The sequence below is a fragment of the Desulfovibrio intestinivivus genome (assembly GCF_053570665.1).
Genome location: NZ_JBRBQT010000001.1, coordinates 1,503,449 through 1,517,823, shown reverse-complemented (window position 1 = coordinate 1,517,823; position 14,375 = coordinate 1,503,449). Strand labels below are relative to the sequence as shown.

General features: G+C 58.3%; 13 protein-coding genes. 4 read left to right on the top strand and 9 right to left on the bottom strand.

Annotated features, from left to right (window positions below):
- Positions 1-24: 24 nt before the first annotated feature.
- From flgL to ACUZ9P_RS06460, 9 genes are all read right to left on the bottom strand, one after another.
- A complete protein-coding gene (gene flgL, locus ACUZ9P_RS06500; protein WP_449249101.1) occupies positions 25-1,554 on the bottom strand; it encodes a flagellar hook-associated protein FlgL in 1,530 nt (509 codons plus the stop codon).
- Positions 1,555-1,563: 9 nt separating this feature from the next.
- Positions 1,564-3,678: a flagellar hook-associated protein FlgK gene (gene flgK, locus ACUZ9P_RS06495; RefSeq protein ID WP_449249100.1), complete on the bottom strand. Its 2,115-nt coding sequence runs from the start codon at positions 3,676-3,678 to the stop codon at positions 1,564-1,566.
- Between the two features lie 2 nt (positions 3,679-3,680).
- Positions 3,681-4,148 carry a flagellar export chaperone FlgN gene (flgN, locus tag ACUZ9P_RS06490; protein WP_449249099.1) on the bottom strand — a complete coding sequence of 156 codons (468 nt, stop codon included), beginning with the start codon at positions 4,146-4,148 and terminating at the stop codon, positions 3,681-3,683.
- A 232-nt stretch (positions 4,149-4,380) separates the two neighbouring features.
- A complete protein-coding gene (locus ACUZ9P_RS06485) occupies positions 4,381-5,934 on the bottom strand; it encodes a rod-binding protein (protein ID WP_449249098.1) in 1,554 nt (517 codons plus the stop codon).
- Entirely contained in the window at positions 5,935-7,047 is a 1,113-nt protein-coding gene (locus tag ACUZ9P_RS06480; RefSeq protein ID WP_449249097.1) for a flagellar basal body P-ring protein FlgI, read from the bottom strand.
- A gap of 245 nt (positions 7,048-7,292) precedes the next feature.
- Positions 7,293-7,607, bottom strand: coding sequence for a flagellar biosynthesis anti-sigma factor FlgM (gene flgM, locus ACUZ9P_RS06475; RefSeq protein WP_449249096.1), 315 nt, complete (start codon positions 7,605-7,607; stop codon positions 7,293-7,295).
- Between the two features lie 32 nt (positions 7,608-7,639).
- Complete coding sequence (locus ACUZ9P_RS06470) at positions 7,640-8,074, bottom strand: DVU0524 family FlgM-associated protein (protein ID WP_298994974.1); 435 nt, start codon at positions 8,072-8,074, stop codon at positions 7,640-7,642.
- A 164-nt stretch (positions 8,075-8,238) separates the two neighbouring features.
- A complete protein-coding gene (locus tag ACUZ9P_RS06465) occupies positions 8,239-9,618 on the bottom strand; it encodes an MFS transporter (RefSeq protein WP_449249095.1) in 1,380 nt (459 codons plus the stop codon).
- Positions 9,619-9,745: 127 nt separating this feature from the next.
- On the bottom strand, positions 9,746-10,618 hold the full coding sequence (locus tag ACUZ9P_RS06460; RefSeq protein WP_449249094.1) for a methylenetetrahydrofolate reductase: 873 nt from the start codon (positions 10,616-10,618) through the stop codon (positions 9,746-9,748).
- Between the two features lie 172 nt (positions 10,619-10,790).
- Between ACUZ9P_RS06460 and ACUZ9P_RS06455 the strand changes: the two genes are divergently transcribed.
- The 4 genes from ACUZ9P_RS06455 to ACUZ9P_RS06440 all read left to right on the top strand — a co-directional run bounded on the left by ACUZ9P_RS06455 (position 10,791) and on the right by ACUZ9P_RS06440 (position 14,371).
- A complete protein-coding gene (locus tag ACUZ9P_RS06455; RefSeq protein ID WP_449249093.1) occupies positions 10,791-12,245 on the top strand; it encodes a phosphodiester glycosidase family protein in 1,455 nt (484 codons plus the stop codon).
- A 223-nt stretch (positions 12,246-12,468) separates the two neighbouring features.
- Entirely contained in the window at positions 12,469-12,849 is a 381-nt protein-coding gene (locus ACUZ9P_RS06450) for a desulfoferrodoxin (RefSeq protein ID WP_192112255.1), read from the top strand.
- Between the two features lie 80 nt (positions 12,850-12,929).
- Positions 12,930-13,067: a rubredoxin gene (locus ACUZ9P_RS06445; RefSeq protein WP_022657703.1), complete on the top strand. Its 138-nt coding sequence runs from the start codon at positions 12,930-12,932 to the stop codon at positions 13,065-13,067.
- 98 nt (positions 13,068-13,165) lie between these two features.
- On the top strand, positions 13,166-14,371 hold the full coding sequence (locus tag ACUZ9P_RS06440) for an FprA family A-type flavoprotein (protein WP_449249092.1): 1,206 nt from the start codon (positions 13,166-13,168) through the stop codon (positions 14,369-14,371).
- Positions 14,372-14,375: the final 4 nt, after the last annotated feature.

Here is a 14,375-nt window from a genome sequence, read left to right as displayed (position 1 = left end):
GGCAAAACCCGCCGCTACTCGGCATCAGAGATAACTGGCCAGGCTCATCTGCATTATCTTTGAAGAAGACTGAAGCACTGTCTGATACGTCAACTGTTGCCGGGTCAGCTTTGTCAGCAACTCGGTCAGGTCTATGTCTTCAGTATAGCTCAATCGTTCCTGCTGGTCTAGCTTTTGAAAGCTGAGCACATCGCTGGCAGTTGACACCCGGTTTTCAAGCCCGCCGATGCGGGCTGTCTGGGTGAGCACATTCTGCTGCACAGTGGCAATCTTTGCGAGCGTCTGCTGGCAGCCTTCCTGATTGTTATTTTCGCAATAACTGACGAATTCGCCCACCATGTCAAACAGGTTTGTCGAACCCGGCAGGGCTGGCTTGCCTTCGTAGTATCCGCCAAAGATATCCTTGCCGACGTTGTTTACCGAAATATACGAACCCTTCATTATTTCAAGATTCAGATCTGCGCGGTCAGGGTGCACAAGAATCTGCGTGCCAGCGTTTACGGTCTTGCCAGCTACCGTTGTGGCATCCATATCCACATATCCGCTTGGCACGAGCAGTCGAATCTTGCTTGAACCATCAGTGGAGGCAGTTGCCGCTACCCAGGTTGAGCCACTGTCGGTGCTGTACGAATAGTTGACCGTGCTGCCAGACGAGGCAAGGTTGGCGTTGCTGTCCATGCGCACAAGAACGTTGTTGCCAAATGCACCGGCAGCAGACGTGAGAAGACCTGACGGCCCGCCCATGGCAGTTGTCTTCGGCGGCGGGTCATTGTCGTCGCCCTGATAGACGGCTGTAGGCCGGATATACACCAACGTACCGTTCTTTGAACCTGCCCCGGCGCTTATATTGGCTGCGGTAACAGCCATATCGTTCTTCATGGTGACGGTTACACCGTTGGCCGTCAGTGTTCTGCCAGTGGTAGTGCCAGGGGTCCAGGTGGTGCCGCCATCATTTGACCAGCGAAAGCTCTGCGAGCCGCCATCCAGAGTTCCAGTAGTGGTAAACTGGATCATCATGGATTTGCTGGACGCGCCCTGAATCGTATAGCCCCCAGCCTGAATGGCCGTATCCCAGTTGGTATCGGCACTGGTCAGGGCCAACCCCTCTTCAAAGGCGTTGCGGTCATAGCGCTGACCGCCAAAAATACTGTTGCCCTCATACTGGGTGTTGGAAAGATTGAGCATCTGACCAAATATCTGACGGGCCTGATCCGCGATCTGTTTGCGGTTCTCTGCCGAATAGGTACCAGTAGAGGCTTGCTCAGCGAGCGCTTTAAGGCTTGTCAGCGAGTTGCTCAACTGTGTGCCAAGCACGTTGTCGGCAAGCGACAGCCAGCCCTTGGCCGTATCCACATTGCTCTGATACTGGGCGGTGGTGCTGATGTCGTTACGGGTCACCAGCACACGGTATGCACCCGCAGGATCATCAGATGGCCTGTTGATCTTTTTTTGCGAAGAGCCTTGCTCGTTGCTTTCCATGTAGGCAGCCAGACTTTTCTGCATCTGGCTCGTCATTTTGTCATACATGGTGTTTTGCGTAACGCGTATAGCCATGTCAGGCTCCTATTGCTTAAGCCCAAGAAGGGTTTGCAGCATCTGGTCGGCGGTGGTTATCAATTTTGCCGCTGCCGTGTAGGAGTGTTGGTATTTGATAAGGTTGGCCATTTCTTCGTCAAGGTTGACGCCAGATGCAGAACTTACCTGCTCGGAGAGGTCGCTGGTGAGCGCCTTGTGGTATTCCGAATTTGTTTTGGCAAGGCGGGTATCCGCACCCACGGTTGTAACCAGGCTGGCATAGTACTGGCCGATGGTCTGGTTGCTCGTTGTCTTCCACGCGGTTGAAATGGTCACGTTGGTGCTGGACAGTTTGCCAATGGCTGTGGCCGTGGCATTATCGCCCTTGTTGATCTGTTGCTGGCCGTTGACCTGCCCTGCGGCAATGTAGTTCACATTGTCGTGCAACTGGCTGCTCGTGGCGATGTTGCTGGCATCTGTGCCGGTAAAAAACGTATTCACGCCGAGGGCTGCCATCATGCCAGTGCTGTCGGTGCCCAGCGCAAATTGCAGGTTGCTGCCAGCCGCAGTGTTGAGCACAAGCTTGCCATCCTGAATGCTGGCCGTAAGCTTGCCGGGGAACGAAGAATTGATGGCTGAAACAACATCATCCAGCGAGTGCTTGCTGGGATCAAAATTCGGCGTTCCAGGGGTAATGCTGCTGAAGTCGATCTGCCCCGACGAAACATAGTCGCCCGAAGTTTTGTTGTAAAAAAAGAAATTGACGTTGCCGGCCTGGAGCCTGCTGGACTCCGGCAGCACAGCCTGCGCCGAACCCAGGGGCACCGCAGTATTAGAAATACCCTGCTGCCCCTGCGCATAATCAAACAACGAGGTGCCCGCACCCTGGCTGTGGATACGGTTCACTTCCCAGATAAGCGACTTGGCGGTGGCATCCAGCTCGTCAATATACCGACCACAGTTGTCATCGCGGATATTGAAGTAGGTGGTCAGCTTGCCGCCAGACACGCGGCTGGGGTTGTCCGTGCCGTCAAAGCCCACCTGAGGCGTCACATTTTGCGGGCCGCGCGTGGGCTCAATCCAGTAAAGCCCGGTCTTGGGCGTTATGTCGAACTTGTCGCCAGCATTAAAATTGCTGATGGAATCGAAGGATATCTTCAGATTCTTCACTTGCACGGGGTCGGTGCTTGCGCCATTGGAGCTTATTTCGTAGTGCTGCTCCTTGCCGTTCTCATCACGCAGCCATGTTTTGCCGCCGTCCAGCGAAACGCGGAACGAGGGGTTACCCGTGCTGCCTGCAGCGCCAGCATTGCCGCCTGAAATGACTTCTACCGTATATTCATGACTGTCGGATCCGTCATACTTGATGTTTCCAGCGTAGGAAGAGCCTATGGCAAGCCGGTTTTCCGCGCGAGGCGCAAGAACCTGCAAGTCATTGGTTGTAATACCCTGCACCAGAGGCTGCCCGGTGGAGAGCGAAACCGTAAAATCACCGTTTCCTGCGTCTACGGTCTGAACATTAACATACGTGGACATTTCGCGCACGAGCTGATCGCGCTGGTCAAGCAATGCATTGGGATTGCTTACTCCATCGATGGTCGTGGCATTGATCTGTTTATTAAGAGAAGCAATGCTCTTGGCAAGCTCATTGACGCGGCTAACACCCTGATTGATGGAAACATCCATCTGGCTTTGCAGCGCCTTGACTGATGCAGAAGTATTGCCGAGCATGTCGCAAAGGTTGTCTGCGTACGAAAGCAGATCTTCGCGCGAGGCAGTATCGCCAGGGCGCTGCGCAAGCTTCTGCCATGCCGTAAAAAATGCGTTCATGGACGAACTTACGCCCGCCCGGTTGGATTCGTTGAAAAGGCTTTCCAACGTCCCCATGATGTTTTCCTGCTCTCCCCAGCGGGCGGAGTTGGTGGACTGACGCACGTAGGAGCTTTCAAGAAAGGAGTTGAAGTACCGCAGCACCTGCTGCGCATTGACGCCAAGGCCCTCGCCGCCCGGTTTGGCGGTGATGGTGCCGGCATCGCGCTGGTCCACATAGCGACGGGTGTAGCCTTCGGTATCGGCATTGGCGATATTGCCGCCCGTGACCGAAATCCAGGCTTGCGCGGCGTTGAGGGCTGTCCTGCCCACATTCATAAGACCGCTGAGCATGGCTACAGCCTCCCGGAGATCAACGCGGCCTGCGTCTGCCGCTGCACACTCATGCCACCACGGCGGCCATAGGTTTCCGCCTTCGGCGGCATGGCCTGACTTGTGAGCGCCTGAAGCGTACGGCTGCTCTGGTCAAGCAGTGCCAGAGAAAGATTGGTATTGCGTGCGGCCTGGCGCGCAACTGACTGTTCGCTCGCATCTATCTGGAGCAGGGTTTCCCGCAGGGCAGCGCCCATATCTTCAGGCAGCGCAGTGGCGTATTCCATGGCCCGCATGCCGCCCAGCCCTCTGATGACAGAAGTTTTTTCCACGGCCAGCTGGCGGATCAGCTCCTGTATGGAGAACTCAAGAGACACCACGGCATCAGTATCGCGCTTGAGAAGGCAAGTATATTCTTCTTCAAGAAGGTCGCGCAGCAGGCAAAGGGCCTTATCCTGACGCGAAAGCGATTCGTAAATGGCGTTGTGCATGTGAACCTCCCGAGGGCCTTTGTTTTCAGCCGTAGTCAGGATATTGCCCGACAGGAAAAGGCAGAAACTGCCGCCCCGGCACAATTAAAGCAAAATTCGTGCCTGAAAATCCTTCCGGCGCAGGCTTCCGAGCGGTTGAACGAGAGATTGATCATGGGGGGCCGCACTCGCCGCAGAAGCGTGCTGCAGCACCAGCTCAGCCCCGCCGGAGCAATCTCGCAACAGATATTAGTTAGGGTTTGCCGTACACGTCTGTAGCTGTCAGCGGCGGTATACCCGAGGCTGCCGCGCTCTTGGCTACTCCGCCCTGGCCGCCCTGACGCACGAATATCTGCCCGCCCGTCAGCGGCACAGGGCTGGTCACGCCTTGAGCAGATGCGGGCGAAGCCACCGGGGCAACACCGGGGTTCACAGGCTGATTGGGGGCCTGGACGCCGGGGCTTGCGGGCTGACTTGCTGCCAGAACTGCGGGCTGACCCGCCGGGCCCATGGGCAGGGTGCTTACCTGCGCTGCGGGCTGTGCCCCCTGTGCAGGAGCCTGTTGCTGCATGCCTGCGCCCTGCACCTGCTGGGCATGGTAGGCGGCAATGCCGGCACCCGCATTGCTGTTGGGGCCTGCGCCGTCAACATTGAGCGTACGGATCAAGCCCTGCTTGCCGCCTCGCCCTGTGGGCGGAATATTGGTGGTATAGCGAACCTTTTGCGGCTGCGGAGGCGCTGCCTGGCCCACCGGAGCGTTTGAGCCTGGCTGCATATTCTGCCCCTGCATAGCCTGCCCCTGCATAGCCTGCTGATGCATGGCCGCCTGCATGGCTGACTGCATGCCTCCAGCAGAATTCAGGGACTGAGCATCCAGCACATTCCCCGTAAGCGGCGGAATACCCATGCCGGACATATCCATCTGCATGCCGCCCTGATCCCAGTTCTGTCCGTCCGCCTGTGCGGTTCTGCTCTGCGGCTGGGCAAGGCCCAGCATCTGCTGCATGGGCGGGCGCACCGCATTGGGCCCCAGTTTGCTGCCCGCTTCAAACTGCGCCTTGCGGGCAAGATTGAGGCCAGAATTCATATTGCCGACAACATTGGTGGTGCGCACAACCCTGTGCCGCTCCGGTTGGGCCGAGGCCTGCATGGCCTGCTCGGCAAGACGCGCTGCTTCTTCAGGATCCTGCCCGCCTGCTGCGGCCTGAGCTCCGGTCAGCGTGCGCGCTGCAGCGGAACCATTTTCCGCATGTCCGGCGTCCTGCATGGGAGCAACCCCTCCGTACACGGACGCAGCAGCGCTTGATGTTGCAGACTTGCCCTTAGCTGCGTCCTTGTCACTCTCGTTGTGCGGGCTATCTGCATCCGGCGTTGGTGGAAGCATGGGGGCGGCCTCAGGCGTAAAGGGTCGCTGAATGGCGGAAGCATCCGTTGCCGTGGCGCGGCTTGCGGATGTCAGGCTGCGCGAAAGCTGGGCGTACATCATATCGGCCAGACCTATGCCGCCAGCCGATGTCATTTTTTTGGCCAGTTCCTGATCGTACATGCCCTGCCAGAACTGCTCCTCCTTGCCGTGCAGCAAGGTGGACTTGGGCAGGGTTTTGCGCATTTCTTCCCACATTTTCTGGATGAAGATGGACTCGAAGCCCTCGCAGGATTCGCGCAGCTTCTTTTCCTTTTGCGCAGGGTCAATATTTTTTCCGCCCAGATTGCCAATGCCCGCCAGGCGCGACTGAACTTCCTTGCGGGCAATTTCGCCCGCTCCGGCATCAGGAGGAATGAGAGCGGTTGACATGGGCGTGGTCATTTAAATTACCTCCAGATCCGCGTGCAAGGAGCCCGAGGCCTGCATTGTCCGTAAAATGGAGATGAGGTCGCGGGGGGTTGCGCCAATGGCATTGAGGCCGTCTACTAATTCCTGAAGGGTCGCGCCTTCCACCATCATAAGATGTCGGTTTTCTTCGCGCACGTTGGTTTCCGTCTGCGGCGTCACCACGGTCTGCCCTTGCGAGAAGGGGCCGGGCTGCGAAACCTGTTCGCTTTCCTGCACAGTGATTTGCAGGTTGCCGTGGGCCACAGCAGCGCGGGAGATGCGCACATCACGCCCAAGCACAACCGTGCCTGTCTTTTCGTCCACCACCACCTTGGCGGAGGTGTCGGGGCTGACATCCAGATTTTCCACCGAGGCCATGAGCGGCACAAGGTTGTTGCGGTACTGGGGAGGTACGTCCATGGTCACGCTGGTGGCGTCCACAGCGCGGGCATAGTGCCCGCCCATGGCTCCATTGAGGCGTTCCGCAATCTGCTGCGCTGTAGAGAAATCACCCACGCGCAGATTGAGCGTGAGTTTGTCCTGCTGGTTGAACTCAAAGGGAATGCCCCGTTCCACAATGCCGCCGCCGGGGATGATGCCCACGGTGGCGATATTCTTTGTGGTGCTGGCGGCTTTGCCCGAAGCCGAAAAACCGCCCACGGTCAACGCGCCCTGAGCCAGGGTGTATATCTTGCCGTCCACGCCCTTGAGGGCCGTTTGCAGCAACACCCCACCCATGAGGGAGGTAGCGTCACCCACGGAGGACACCGTCACGTCCAGACGGGTACCGGGCTTGGCCGACACCGGCATGCGCGCAGTAACCATGACCGAGGCCACGTTTTTGATTTTAAGTGCGGAGGCGTCCACGCCCACGCCCATTCTGTCCATCATGTTTTTCATGGAACTGAGCGTAAAGACGGAGTCCTTCTTATCGCCGGTTCCGGCCAGACCAACCACCAGCCCGTAACCGATGAGCTGGTTGTCGCGCACGCCCGAAAACGTGGCGATGTCCTTGATGCGCACGGCATGCGCAGGCAAGGCCCAGCACACAAGCAGGGCAGCGGTGGTTATCCAGAAGGCCGGATGGCGCAGTATTGTCAATTTCATGGCGCTGACTCCTTGCCGGAATACCGGCACACAGGGAATTGCAGAAACCATGCCGAACATGCCGACGTACTGCTGGGCACACCGGGCGGCCTGATCCTGAGCGCCAGCCCAGCCCCCTCCCTCTTGCCTGCCCCGTAAAACAGTTTTCCGCCTGCCCCTCCGCCCAACAGAAAAGAGCGGTCAGGGATTCTGCTCCCTGACCGCTCTTTTCGAGTATTTTTTAGTGATTATTTTCGGCTGCTGCCCTACCTGAACAAACCCGGCTCCTCACGCACAAGATTGGCGGCAATAAGCTTGCTGTCAGGCTTGTAGGTGCCGTTGGAGACCTGAATGCGCAATGCTTCCACCTTTTCGGCGCGCACATCGGGCGTATTCTGAGCTGTGCGCCGTGCTTCCGTCAGCAGCTGGGCTTCCTGCGATACGCTGACGGTGTCCCCTTGCGGGCTTTCAGAAGGTGTGGCGCTGGCTCTGCCCTTCAGTCTGGCTTCGCCGCTTTTTTCAAGGTTGGCCGTGTTGCTGTAGGGGTCGAGAAACGTATTGATCTTTCCCTGAATTTCCATAGTTCTCTCCGCTTGCTCAACCTGCTGCCGACCTAAATGGCAGGCGGTTCGTCAAGCATGCTTTCGTCAACTTTTTTTCGTGTGACGCGCCACAGGGCGTTACGGGTCGCACGCAGTTTTTCATCCGATAAAGGTTCCAGGCCTTCCGGCCCCTGCCCCACTATACGCAGTCTGCCGCCAGGCGGATAGGTAAACTGCACTTCTTGCCCCACTTCACGGCCAAGTTCCTGGCGGATTTCCTCCACCACAGGATTGTCGCTTCCGGTATAGAGCAGGGTTTCGTAGAGCTCGCGGGCGACCTTCTCAACCATCATGTGACGGCTGGCAGAAGGATCAGGGTCGCTGGGGTCATCGCCTTCGGCAACTCTGCGCCGCATTCTGAGCCTTGCAAGACGCCGGGCTGCCAGCAGCTGCTGTTCATACCCCTGTAGCATCATGCGCAGTTGTGCGGAGGTTGCGTCGGCCATTGCGTTATCCGTCCTTCAACCTTTTTCGGCGGAACCGATAAAAACTTTAGATTTCCCCCGAGGCATTTTTCTCTGCGGACCTGCCTCATTTTGTAAAAGGTGCGGCATGACTGTCCGCGAGGGGGCAGGTGATCAGCGATATCAACGGGCGATAAAAATGGCGATCAACGGCGGTTGCGGGCCAATGCGCAGCCCACAGCCAGGAGGTTGAGCACGCCAAAGATTATCAGGTCAACGCGCATGGCCCCCATAAAGGCATCAATATTATGCGTTCCAGCTGGTTCGCTGCCAAGAAAAAGCCCGAGGGTCAGGGTTATGAGCGCCATATTGAATAACTGGCCGCCCGTACGCACAGCGCCCGTGAGCCCTGCGGCCTGCCCCACCCGATCGCGCCCCGCGCTCTCAAGAATAATGGTGGTATTGGGCAGCGCAAACAGGCTGATGCCAACGCCGAGCAGACATTGGGCCAGAACAAGCACGTACATGGGCGAATCCACCCGCAAAAGCCCGCACACAACAAGGCCCAGCCCGCACAGGGCAATGCCCGCCGCACTGACCTTGCCCGGCTCAAACCTGCCGCACAACCGCGCGGCAACAGGGGTGGTCATGACCTGCATTACAGACTGGAGCGCAAGAAAAAGCCCGGCCTGCTGCACGGTCATACCGCGCCCGAACTGGAGATACAGGCTGAAAAAAAACACGATGCCGAAAAACGAACTGTAGTTGATGAAGGCAGCCAATGACGACAGGGCAAAAACCCTGTTGCGGGCAAGCAACCGGAGATCAAGCAGGGGATAGTCGCTCTTGAGTTCCTTGACGCAGAAAGCCGCCATAAGCCCCACAAAAGCCACCAGCAGGCCGCCAGCCAGGGCCGGAGCATCGGCCAGCTCGGACGAGCCAAAAGTCAGGGCCGTCATTGCTCCCGCATAGATGCAGCAGCCCTTCCAGTCAAAAGGCTTGCCCTTGGCCATGCGCCATTCAAGCTTGACGCGGTATTTCATCAGCAGCAGCACACCCACGGACGCCAGAGCGCTACCCCAGAACAGCCATTGCCAGCCAAGCCACCCGGCCACAAAGCCCGCAACAGGCGGCCCGCAGGCAATGCCTGCGTAAACTGACGATCCGCTGTAGCCAAGATAGGAAGCGCGCCGTCCCTCAGGAGCCGCCGAGGCCAGCAGGGCCAGACCGCAGGCGTTGAACATGGCCCCGCCCACCCCCTGCACAAAACGCAGCAGCAGAAACAGCGGCACAGAATTGACAAAACCCAGCAAGGCTCCGGCCAGCGCAAACAGGGCGATGCCCCACAAGAATATGCGCCGATACCCCCAGATGTCGCCCATGCTGCCGCTGGCCAGCTGAAACACAGCCAGCCCCATGGAATAAAAGGCCCCCATGAGACCCAGTTCGCGCGCGCTGGCATGGAGGCTTTGCCCCAGCGGCGGCAGCACGGCGTTCACTCCGGCCATCATGAACGGCATAAAAAACAGGGAGGTACACACTGCCACAAGCAGCCAGCCGTGTCCTTTTTCGATGGATGAACTCATGGCGGCAGAGTAGCCTTGAGCACGCGGGGTGGTCAATACGCCCCGCATGCCCGGTCAATTTGAACTTTTCAGAACCAGAGCGGACACCCTGAACCTTTGAAAACGCACATTCTCAAAGGCAACAGGTCTAAAGCGTACCAACGGCTTCGGCCAGCCGCAGGCACATATCAGCCTTGTTCAATGTATACAGGTGGATGCCCGGCGCGCCAGCATCAAGCAGGCTGCGTATCTGCCGCACCGCGTAATCAAGGCCCACCTGCCGCACGGCTTCCGCCCCGCCATCGTTATTGGCCTTCTCAAGGGCAAGGTAGAGCTTGCCCGGAATATTGGCCCCGCACAGCGAGAGCACCCGCCGCAGCGAGTCAAAACTCTGAATGGGCAGAATACCGGGGATGATCGGCGTGGTAATGCCCTTCCCGCGCAAATGACTCACCAGGTCTTCATATTCGCGGGCGTCAAAAAACAACTGGGTCAGGGCAAAATCCGCCCCGGCGCGCATTTTTTCGGCCGTGCAGCGCCTGTCTTCCGCAAAGGTGGGCGATTCGGGGTGCGGGGCGGGATAGGCAGCTACGCCTATGCCCAGGCCGGGCTGCTGCTCGCGGGCAAAGGCCACCAGGTCAGAGGCATTGTGAAAGTGGGCTTTGTTCCAGTCCCACGGTTTGTCGGCGGGCGGATCGCCGCGCAGGGCCAGCACATTGTTGACGCCAGAAGCATGCAGATCGTGCAAAAATGTGGCGATGGACTGGGGATCCGCGCCCACGCATGTGAGATGCGCCATGGCAGTAATGCCCCGCCGCGCCAGCTCCGCCGTGACGGCAAGTGTATTCTGCTGCCGCGCGCCGCCCGCACCGTAGGTTACTGACGCAAACAGGGGGTTGAGTGCGCGCAGGCGGTCCACCGTGGCATAAAAATCAGGCAACTGGGCCGTGTCAGAAGGAGGAAAAAACTCCAAAGAGTAAAAAGGGACCGAAAGTTCCCTGATCATTTTGCCGATATGCATGGAAAGACTCCTTGGCGCGATATGCCCGCAGCCTGATAAATTACTGCGGCGTGACTATTTATGTTTATATCAAGATAAGTTGATATGTCAATAAAAATGTGCCATCGCACCTTGCCAAATGGCAAAAGCGGTCGTAATGCAGGTTACGGACAATAAAAATAGACGGCAAGACATGAATACCCGGCAGTTTTTCTTTATAGCAACGGACGCAATCCGGCCCGCATGGCGGGTAATCCGCAGTCTGCCGACCACATGGCTGGCGGCCCTGATTGTCTGTTGCACAGTAGCCATGCCCCGGCCCGGCCTTGCCGCGCCAGACCAGCAGGGCAATCAGTCCCCCGGCGCAGTATTGCCCGCCGAGGGGCACGCGTCTGTGCTGCCTGCCGCCCCGGCATTGCTTGCCGCTGACTCCCACGCCATGCAGCCCGCTGACGCCGCAGCCGCCAAAGGCGGCGTGGACGCTCAGGGCCGGGCTGACTGGCGGGAGCTTGAACCGGGCCTTCTGTTTGGCGAATTTCAGCTCGACGAAGGCGATGCCCGCCTCACCGTCCTGCGTATTGACCCTGCCGCATTTGACTTTACCCTCTGCTCCCGCTCGCAGGATGGCGGCCCCTCCCGCCAGCTGAACCAGTGGGGAGAACAGTACAACCTTGTTGCGGCCATCAATGCCAGCATGTACCTGCCCGACGCTGCCACCAGCACAGGCTACATGCGTCAGGGTTCGCATGTGAACAACGGGCGCGTGGTGCAGCGTTTCGGCGCTTTTTTTGTGGCCGGGCCGGACGAACCTACGCTGCCCAAGGCAGCCATTCTTGACCGCGATAGCCCCTTGTGGCGGCAGCAGATGGATCATTATGATCTTGTGATTCAAAACTACCGCATGATCAATGCCGACAGGCGCATCCTCTGGTCGCCCGGCGGTCCGCACTACTCCATTTCCGCAGTGGCGCAGGACGGAGACGGGCAGATTCTCTTCATGCACTGCCGCCAGCCCGTGGAGGCCTATTCCTTTGCGCAGCAGGTCTTGCACCTGCCCCTCAACGTGCGCACCGTCATGTATGTGGAAGGCGGGGGTCAGGCTGGCCTGCTGGTCCGTTCCGCAGCGCTGACCCGCGAGCTTGTGGGCCTGAGCCCCAGCGGCCTACTGGTGACTGGCGATCTGCGGGCGGTGCTGCCCAATGTGCTTGGAGCGCGCCGCAAAAATGCTGAGGGAAATTCCGGCGGCGCGGACACAAAGCCCGCAGCATCTGTGGAAACGCCAGCGCCATCAGCCTCTACTCCTGCACCCGCAGCAAATGCGGATCAGGCCCAGCCCGCAACTGACACGCCTGCGCAACCGTCACAGACCAATCCCTCCGGGCAAGCTCCTTCAGACACAACACCCGATGTGGCTGCACCCACCAAGCCAGAAGCCGCCTCTGATGCGGTGGCTGCTCCGGCAAACGCAACACAGCCTGCGCAAGCCCAGGGCGCAGCAACAAGCGCCCCTGCCGCGCCTGAAGCACCCAAGGTTTCCCCGCTAGAATCGGCTCCCCCTGATGCCCCGCTCACAGTACCGGGAACGTCCCTTGCCCCTCCGGCATCCGGCCCGGAAGGCGCAAGCTTGCCCAAAGGGCAGAACAAGTAGTTTTTCGATCAGTTTCGACTCCAGAAAAGTGGCCTTTCATGCGCTTTTCACGGACTCACCGCTCCCGCCTTCTTGTTGATAATAATTATCAATGCTAAAAAAAAGACTTTACATCGGGGGCCACTTCTTTCACAATATTTCTTGGTAAGGGGCTGAACGCGCTGATTGCGGCATGCTCAGCCGCCTCCCCCCAGGCTAACCTGTCAAAACAAGTGAGGGACTCATGCCCACGCAACTCGAAGTGTATAAGTGTACCCACTGCGGCAATATCGTTGAAGTTCTCCACGGCGGCGGCGCAGACATCGTCTGCTGTGGCGATCCCATGAAGCTGATGGTCGAAGGCGCAACAGACGGCGCGCTTGAAAAGCACGTGCCTGTTATCGAAAAGGTTGAAGGCGGCTACATGGTCAAGGTCGGCAGCGTTGCCCACCCCATGGAAGAAAAGCACTACATTGAATGGATCGAGCTGCTGGCCGACGGCAGGAGCTACACCAAGTTCCTGAAGCCCGGCGATGCGCCCGAAGCCTTCTTTGCCATTGACGCTGCCAAGGTTACCGCCCGTGAATACTGCAATCTGCACGGTCACTGGAAGGCGGAAAACTAGTTCTTTCTGATGCAGGAGCCGAGCGGTTCCCATTTGTTACAACGGCATCAAGCCACAATTATATATTCAGGAGACATGCCATGCAAAAGTATGTTTGCGGCGTTTGCGGCTACGAATACGACCCCGCTGAAAACGACAACGTGCCTTTTGAAGATCTGCCCGATGACTGGACCTGCCCCGTTTGCGGCGTGGGTAAAGACCAGTTCACCCCTGCCTAATTTTTTCCTTTCCCCGTTCTTTCCCCCGCTTTGCCTTGCCCTAAGGCAGGGCGGGGATTTTTATAGAAGGGGATTCCCCAACACTGCGGAGACACATCATGCAGCCAGTAGAAATAAAAAAAGATATTTTCTGGGTCGGCTTTGTCGACTACGATCACAGGGATTTTCACGGTTATTCCCGTTCGCCTGACGGTTCGACCTACAACGCCTACCTGATCAAGGACGAAAAAAACGTCCTGCTTGATACCGTCGCCTCGGGCTGCGAGGGCACCCTGCTGTGCCGCATGGCCCAGGTGCTTGAGCCGGAAAAAGTCGACTACATCATCTGCAACCACATGGAACTGGACCACGCAGGCGCGCTGGAAGCCATTATTGAGCGCTGCAAGCCGGAAAAGATTTTTGTGTCGCAGACCGGCCTCAAATCCATGGCTGGCTACTTTGACTGCAAAAACTGGCCCGTGCAGGCCGTGAAAAGCGGCGACAGCATCAACATCGGCAAGCGCACCATCGTATTTCAGGAAACCCGCATGCTGCACTGGCCCGACAGCATGGTTTCTTACATTCCTGAAGACAAGCTGCTGGTCAGCAACGACATTTTTGGCCAGAACATCGCCAGCTCCGCCCGCTTTGTTGACGAATTCGGCGACGACGGCGAGTACACGCGCCGCGTCAAGGAATACTACTTCAACATCGTGCTGCCCTATTCCCCCATGGTTCTCAAGACCCTGCCCGTGGTGGAAAAACTTGATATCGACATGATCGCCCCTGACCACGGCCTCATCCACAGGGGTGAAAAGGCCGTGCGCGGCATCATCGACATGTACCGCGCCATGGCCGAGCAGAAGCCCCAGCAGCGCGCGCTCGTTTTTTACGACACCATGTGGCAGTCCACAGAAACCATGGCCTACGCCATTTGCAGCGGCCTGGAAGAAAACGGCGTTCCCACGCGCATCATGAGCGTGAAGCAGAACCACCACAGCGCCGTCATGACCGAACTGGCCGACTGCGGCGCGGTCATTGCCGGTTCGCCCACCCACAACAACACCGTGCTGCCTCTCGTAGCCGCCCAGCTTACCTACATGAAGGGCCTGCGCCCCCTGAACCGCATTGGCGGGGCGTTCGGCTCCTACGGCTGGTCGGGCGAAGGCCCCAAGTATCTGCACGAACAGCTTGCCTCCATGAACATGGAAATGCCCGCTGAACCCGTGAAGTGCACCTGGCGGCCTGATCACGAGGCCCTCAAGGCCTGCCACCAGATGGGCGTCACCATTGCCGAGGCCCTCAAAAAGAAATGCCAGGGTTAAGCCC

What these genes read in the sequence shown, in the direction of transcription:
- flgL (WP_449249101.1), bottom strand. Translation starts at nt 1,554, where the DNA reads ATGGCTATACGCGTTACGCAAAACACCATGTATGACAAAATGACGAGC.
- flgK (WP_449249100.1), bottom strand. Translation starts at nt 3,678, where the DNA reads ATGCTCAGCGGTCTTATGAATGTGGGCAGGACAGCCCTCAACGCCGCG.
- flgN (WP_449249099.1), bottom strand. Translation starts at nt 4,148, where the DNA reads ATGCACAACGCCATTTACGAATCGCTTTCGCGTCAGGATAAGGCCCTT.
- ACUZ9P_RS06485 (WP_449249098.1), bottom strand. Translation starts at nt 5,934, where the DNA reads ATGACCACGCCCATGTCAACCGCTCTCATTCCTCCTGATGCCGGAGCG.
- ACUZ9P_RS06480 (WP_449249097.1), bottom strand. Translation starts at nt 7,047, where the DNA reads ATGAAATTGACAATACTGCGCCATCCGGCCTTCTGGATAACCACCGCT.
- flgM (WP_449249096.1), bottom strand. Translation starts at nt 7,607, where the DNA reads ATGGAAATTCAGGGAAAGATCAATACGTTTCTCGACCCCTACAGCAAC.
- ACUZ9P_RS06470 (WP_298994974.1), bottom strand. Translation starts at nt 8,074, where the DNA reads ATGGCCGACGCAACCTCCGCACAACTGCGCATGATGCTACAGGGGTAT.
- ACUZ9P_RS06465 (WP_449249095.1), bottom strand. Translation starts at nt 9,618, where the DNA reads ATGAGTTCATCCATCGAAAAAGGACACGGCTGGCTGCTTGTGGCAGTG.
- ACUZ9P_RS06460 (WP_449249094.1), bottom strand. Translation starts at nt 10,618, where the DNA reads ATGCATATCGGCAAAATGATCAGGGAACTTTCGGTCCCTTTTTACTCT.
- ACUZ9P_RS06455 (WP_449249093.1), top strand. Translation starts at nt 10,791, where the DNA reads ATGAATACCCGGCAGTTTTTCTTTATAGCAACGGACGCAATCCGGCCC.
- ACUZ9P_RS06450 (WP_192112255.1), top strand. Translation starts at nt 12,469, where the DNA reads ATGCCCACGCAACTCGAAGTGTATAAGTGTACCCACTGCGGCAATATC.
- ACUZ9P_RS06445 (WP_022657703.1), top strand. Translation starts at nt 12,930, where the DNA reads ATGCAAAAGTATGTTTGCGGCGTTTGCGGCTACGAATACGACCCCGCT.
- ACUZ9P_RS06440 (WP_449249092.1), top strand. Translation starts at nt 13,166, where the DNA reads ATGCAGCCAGTAGAAATAAAAAAAGATATTTTCTGGGTCGGCTTTGTC.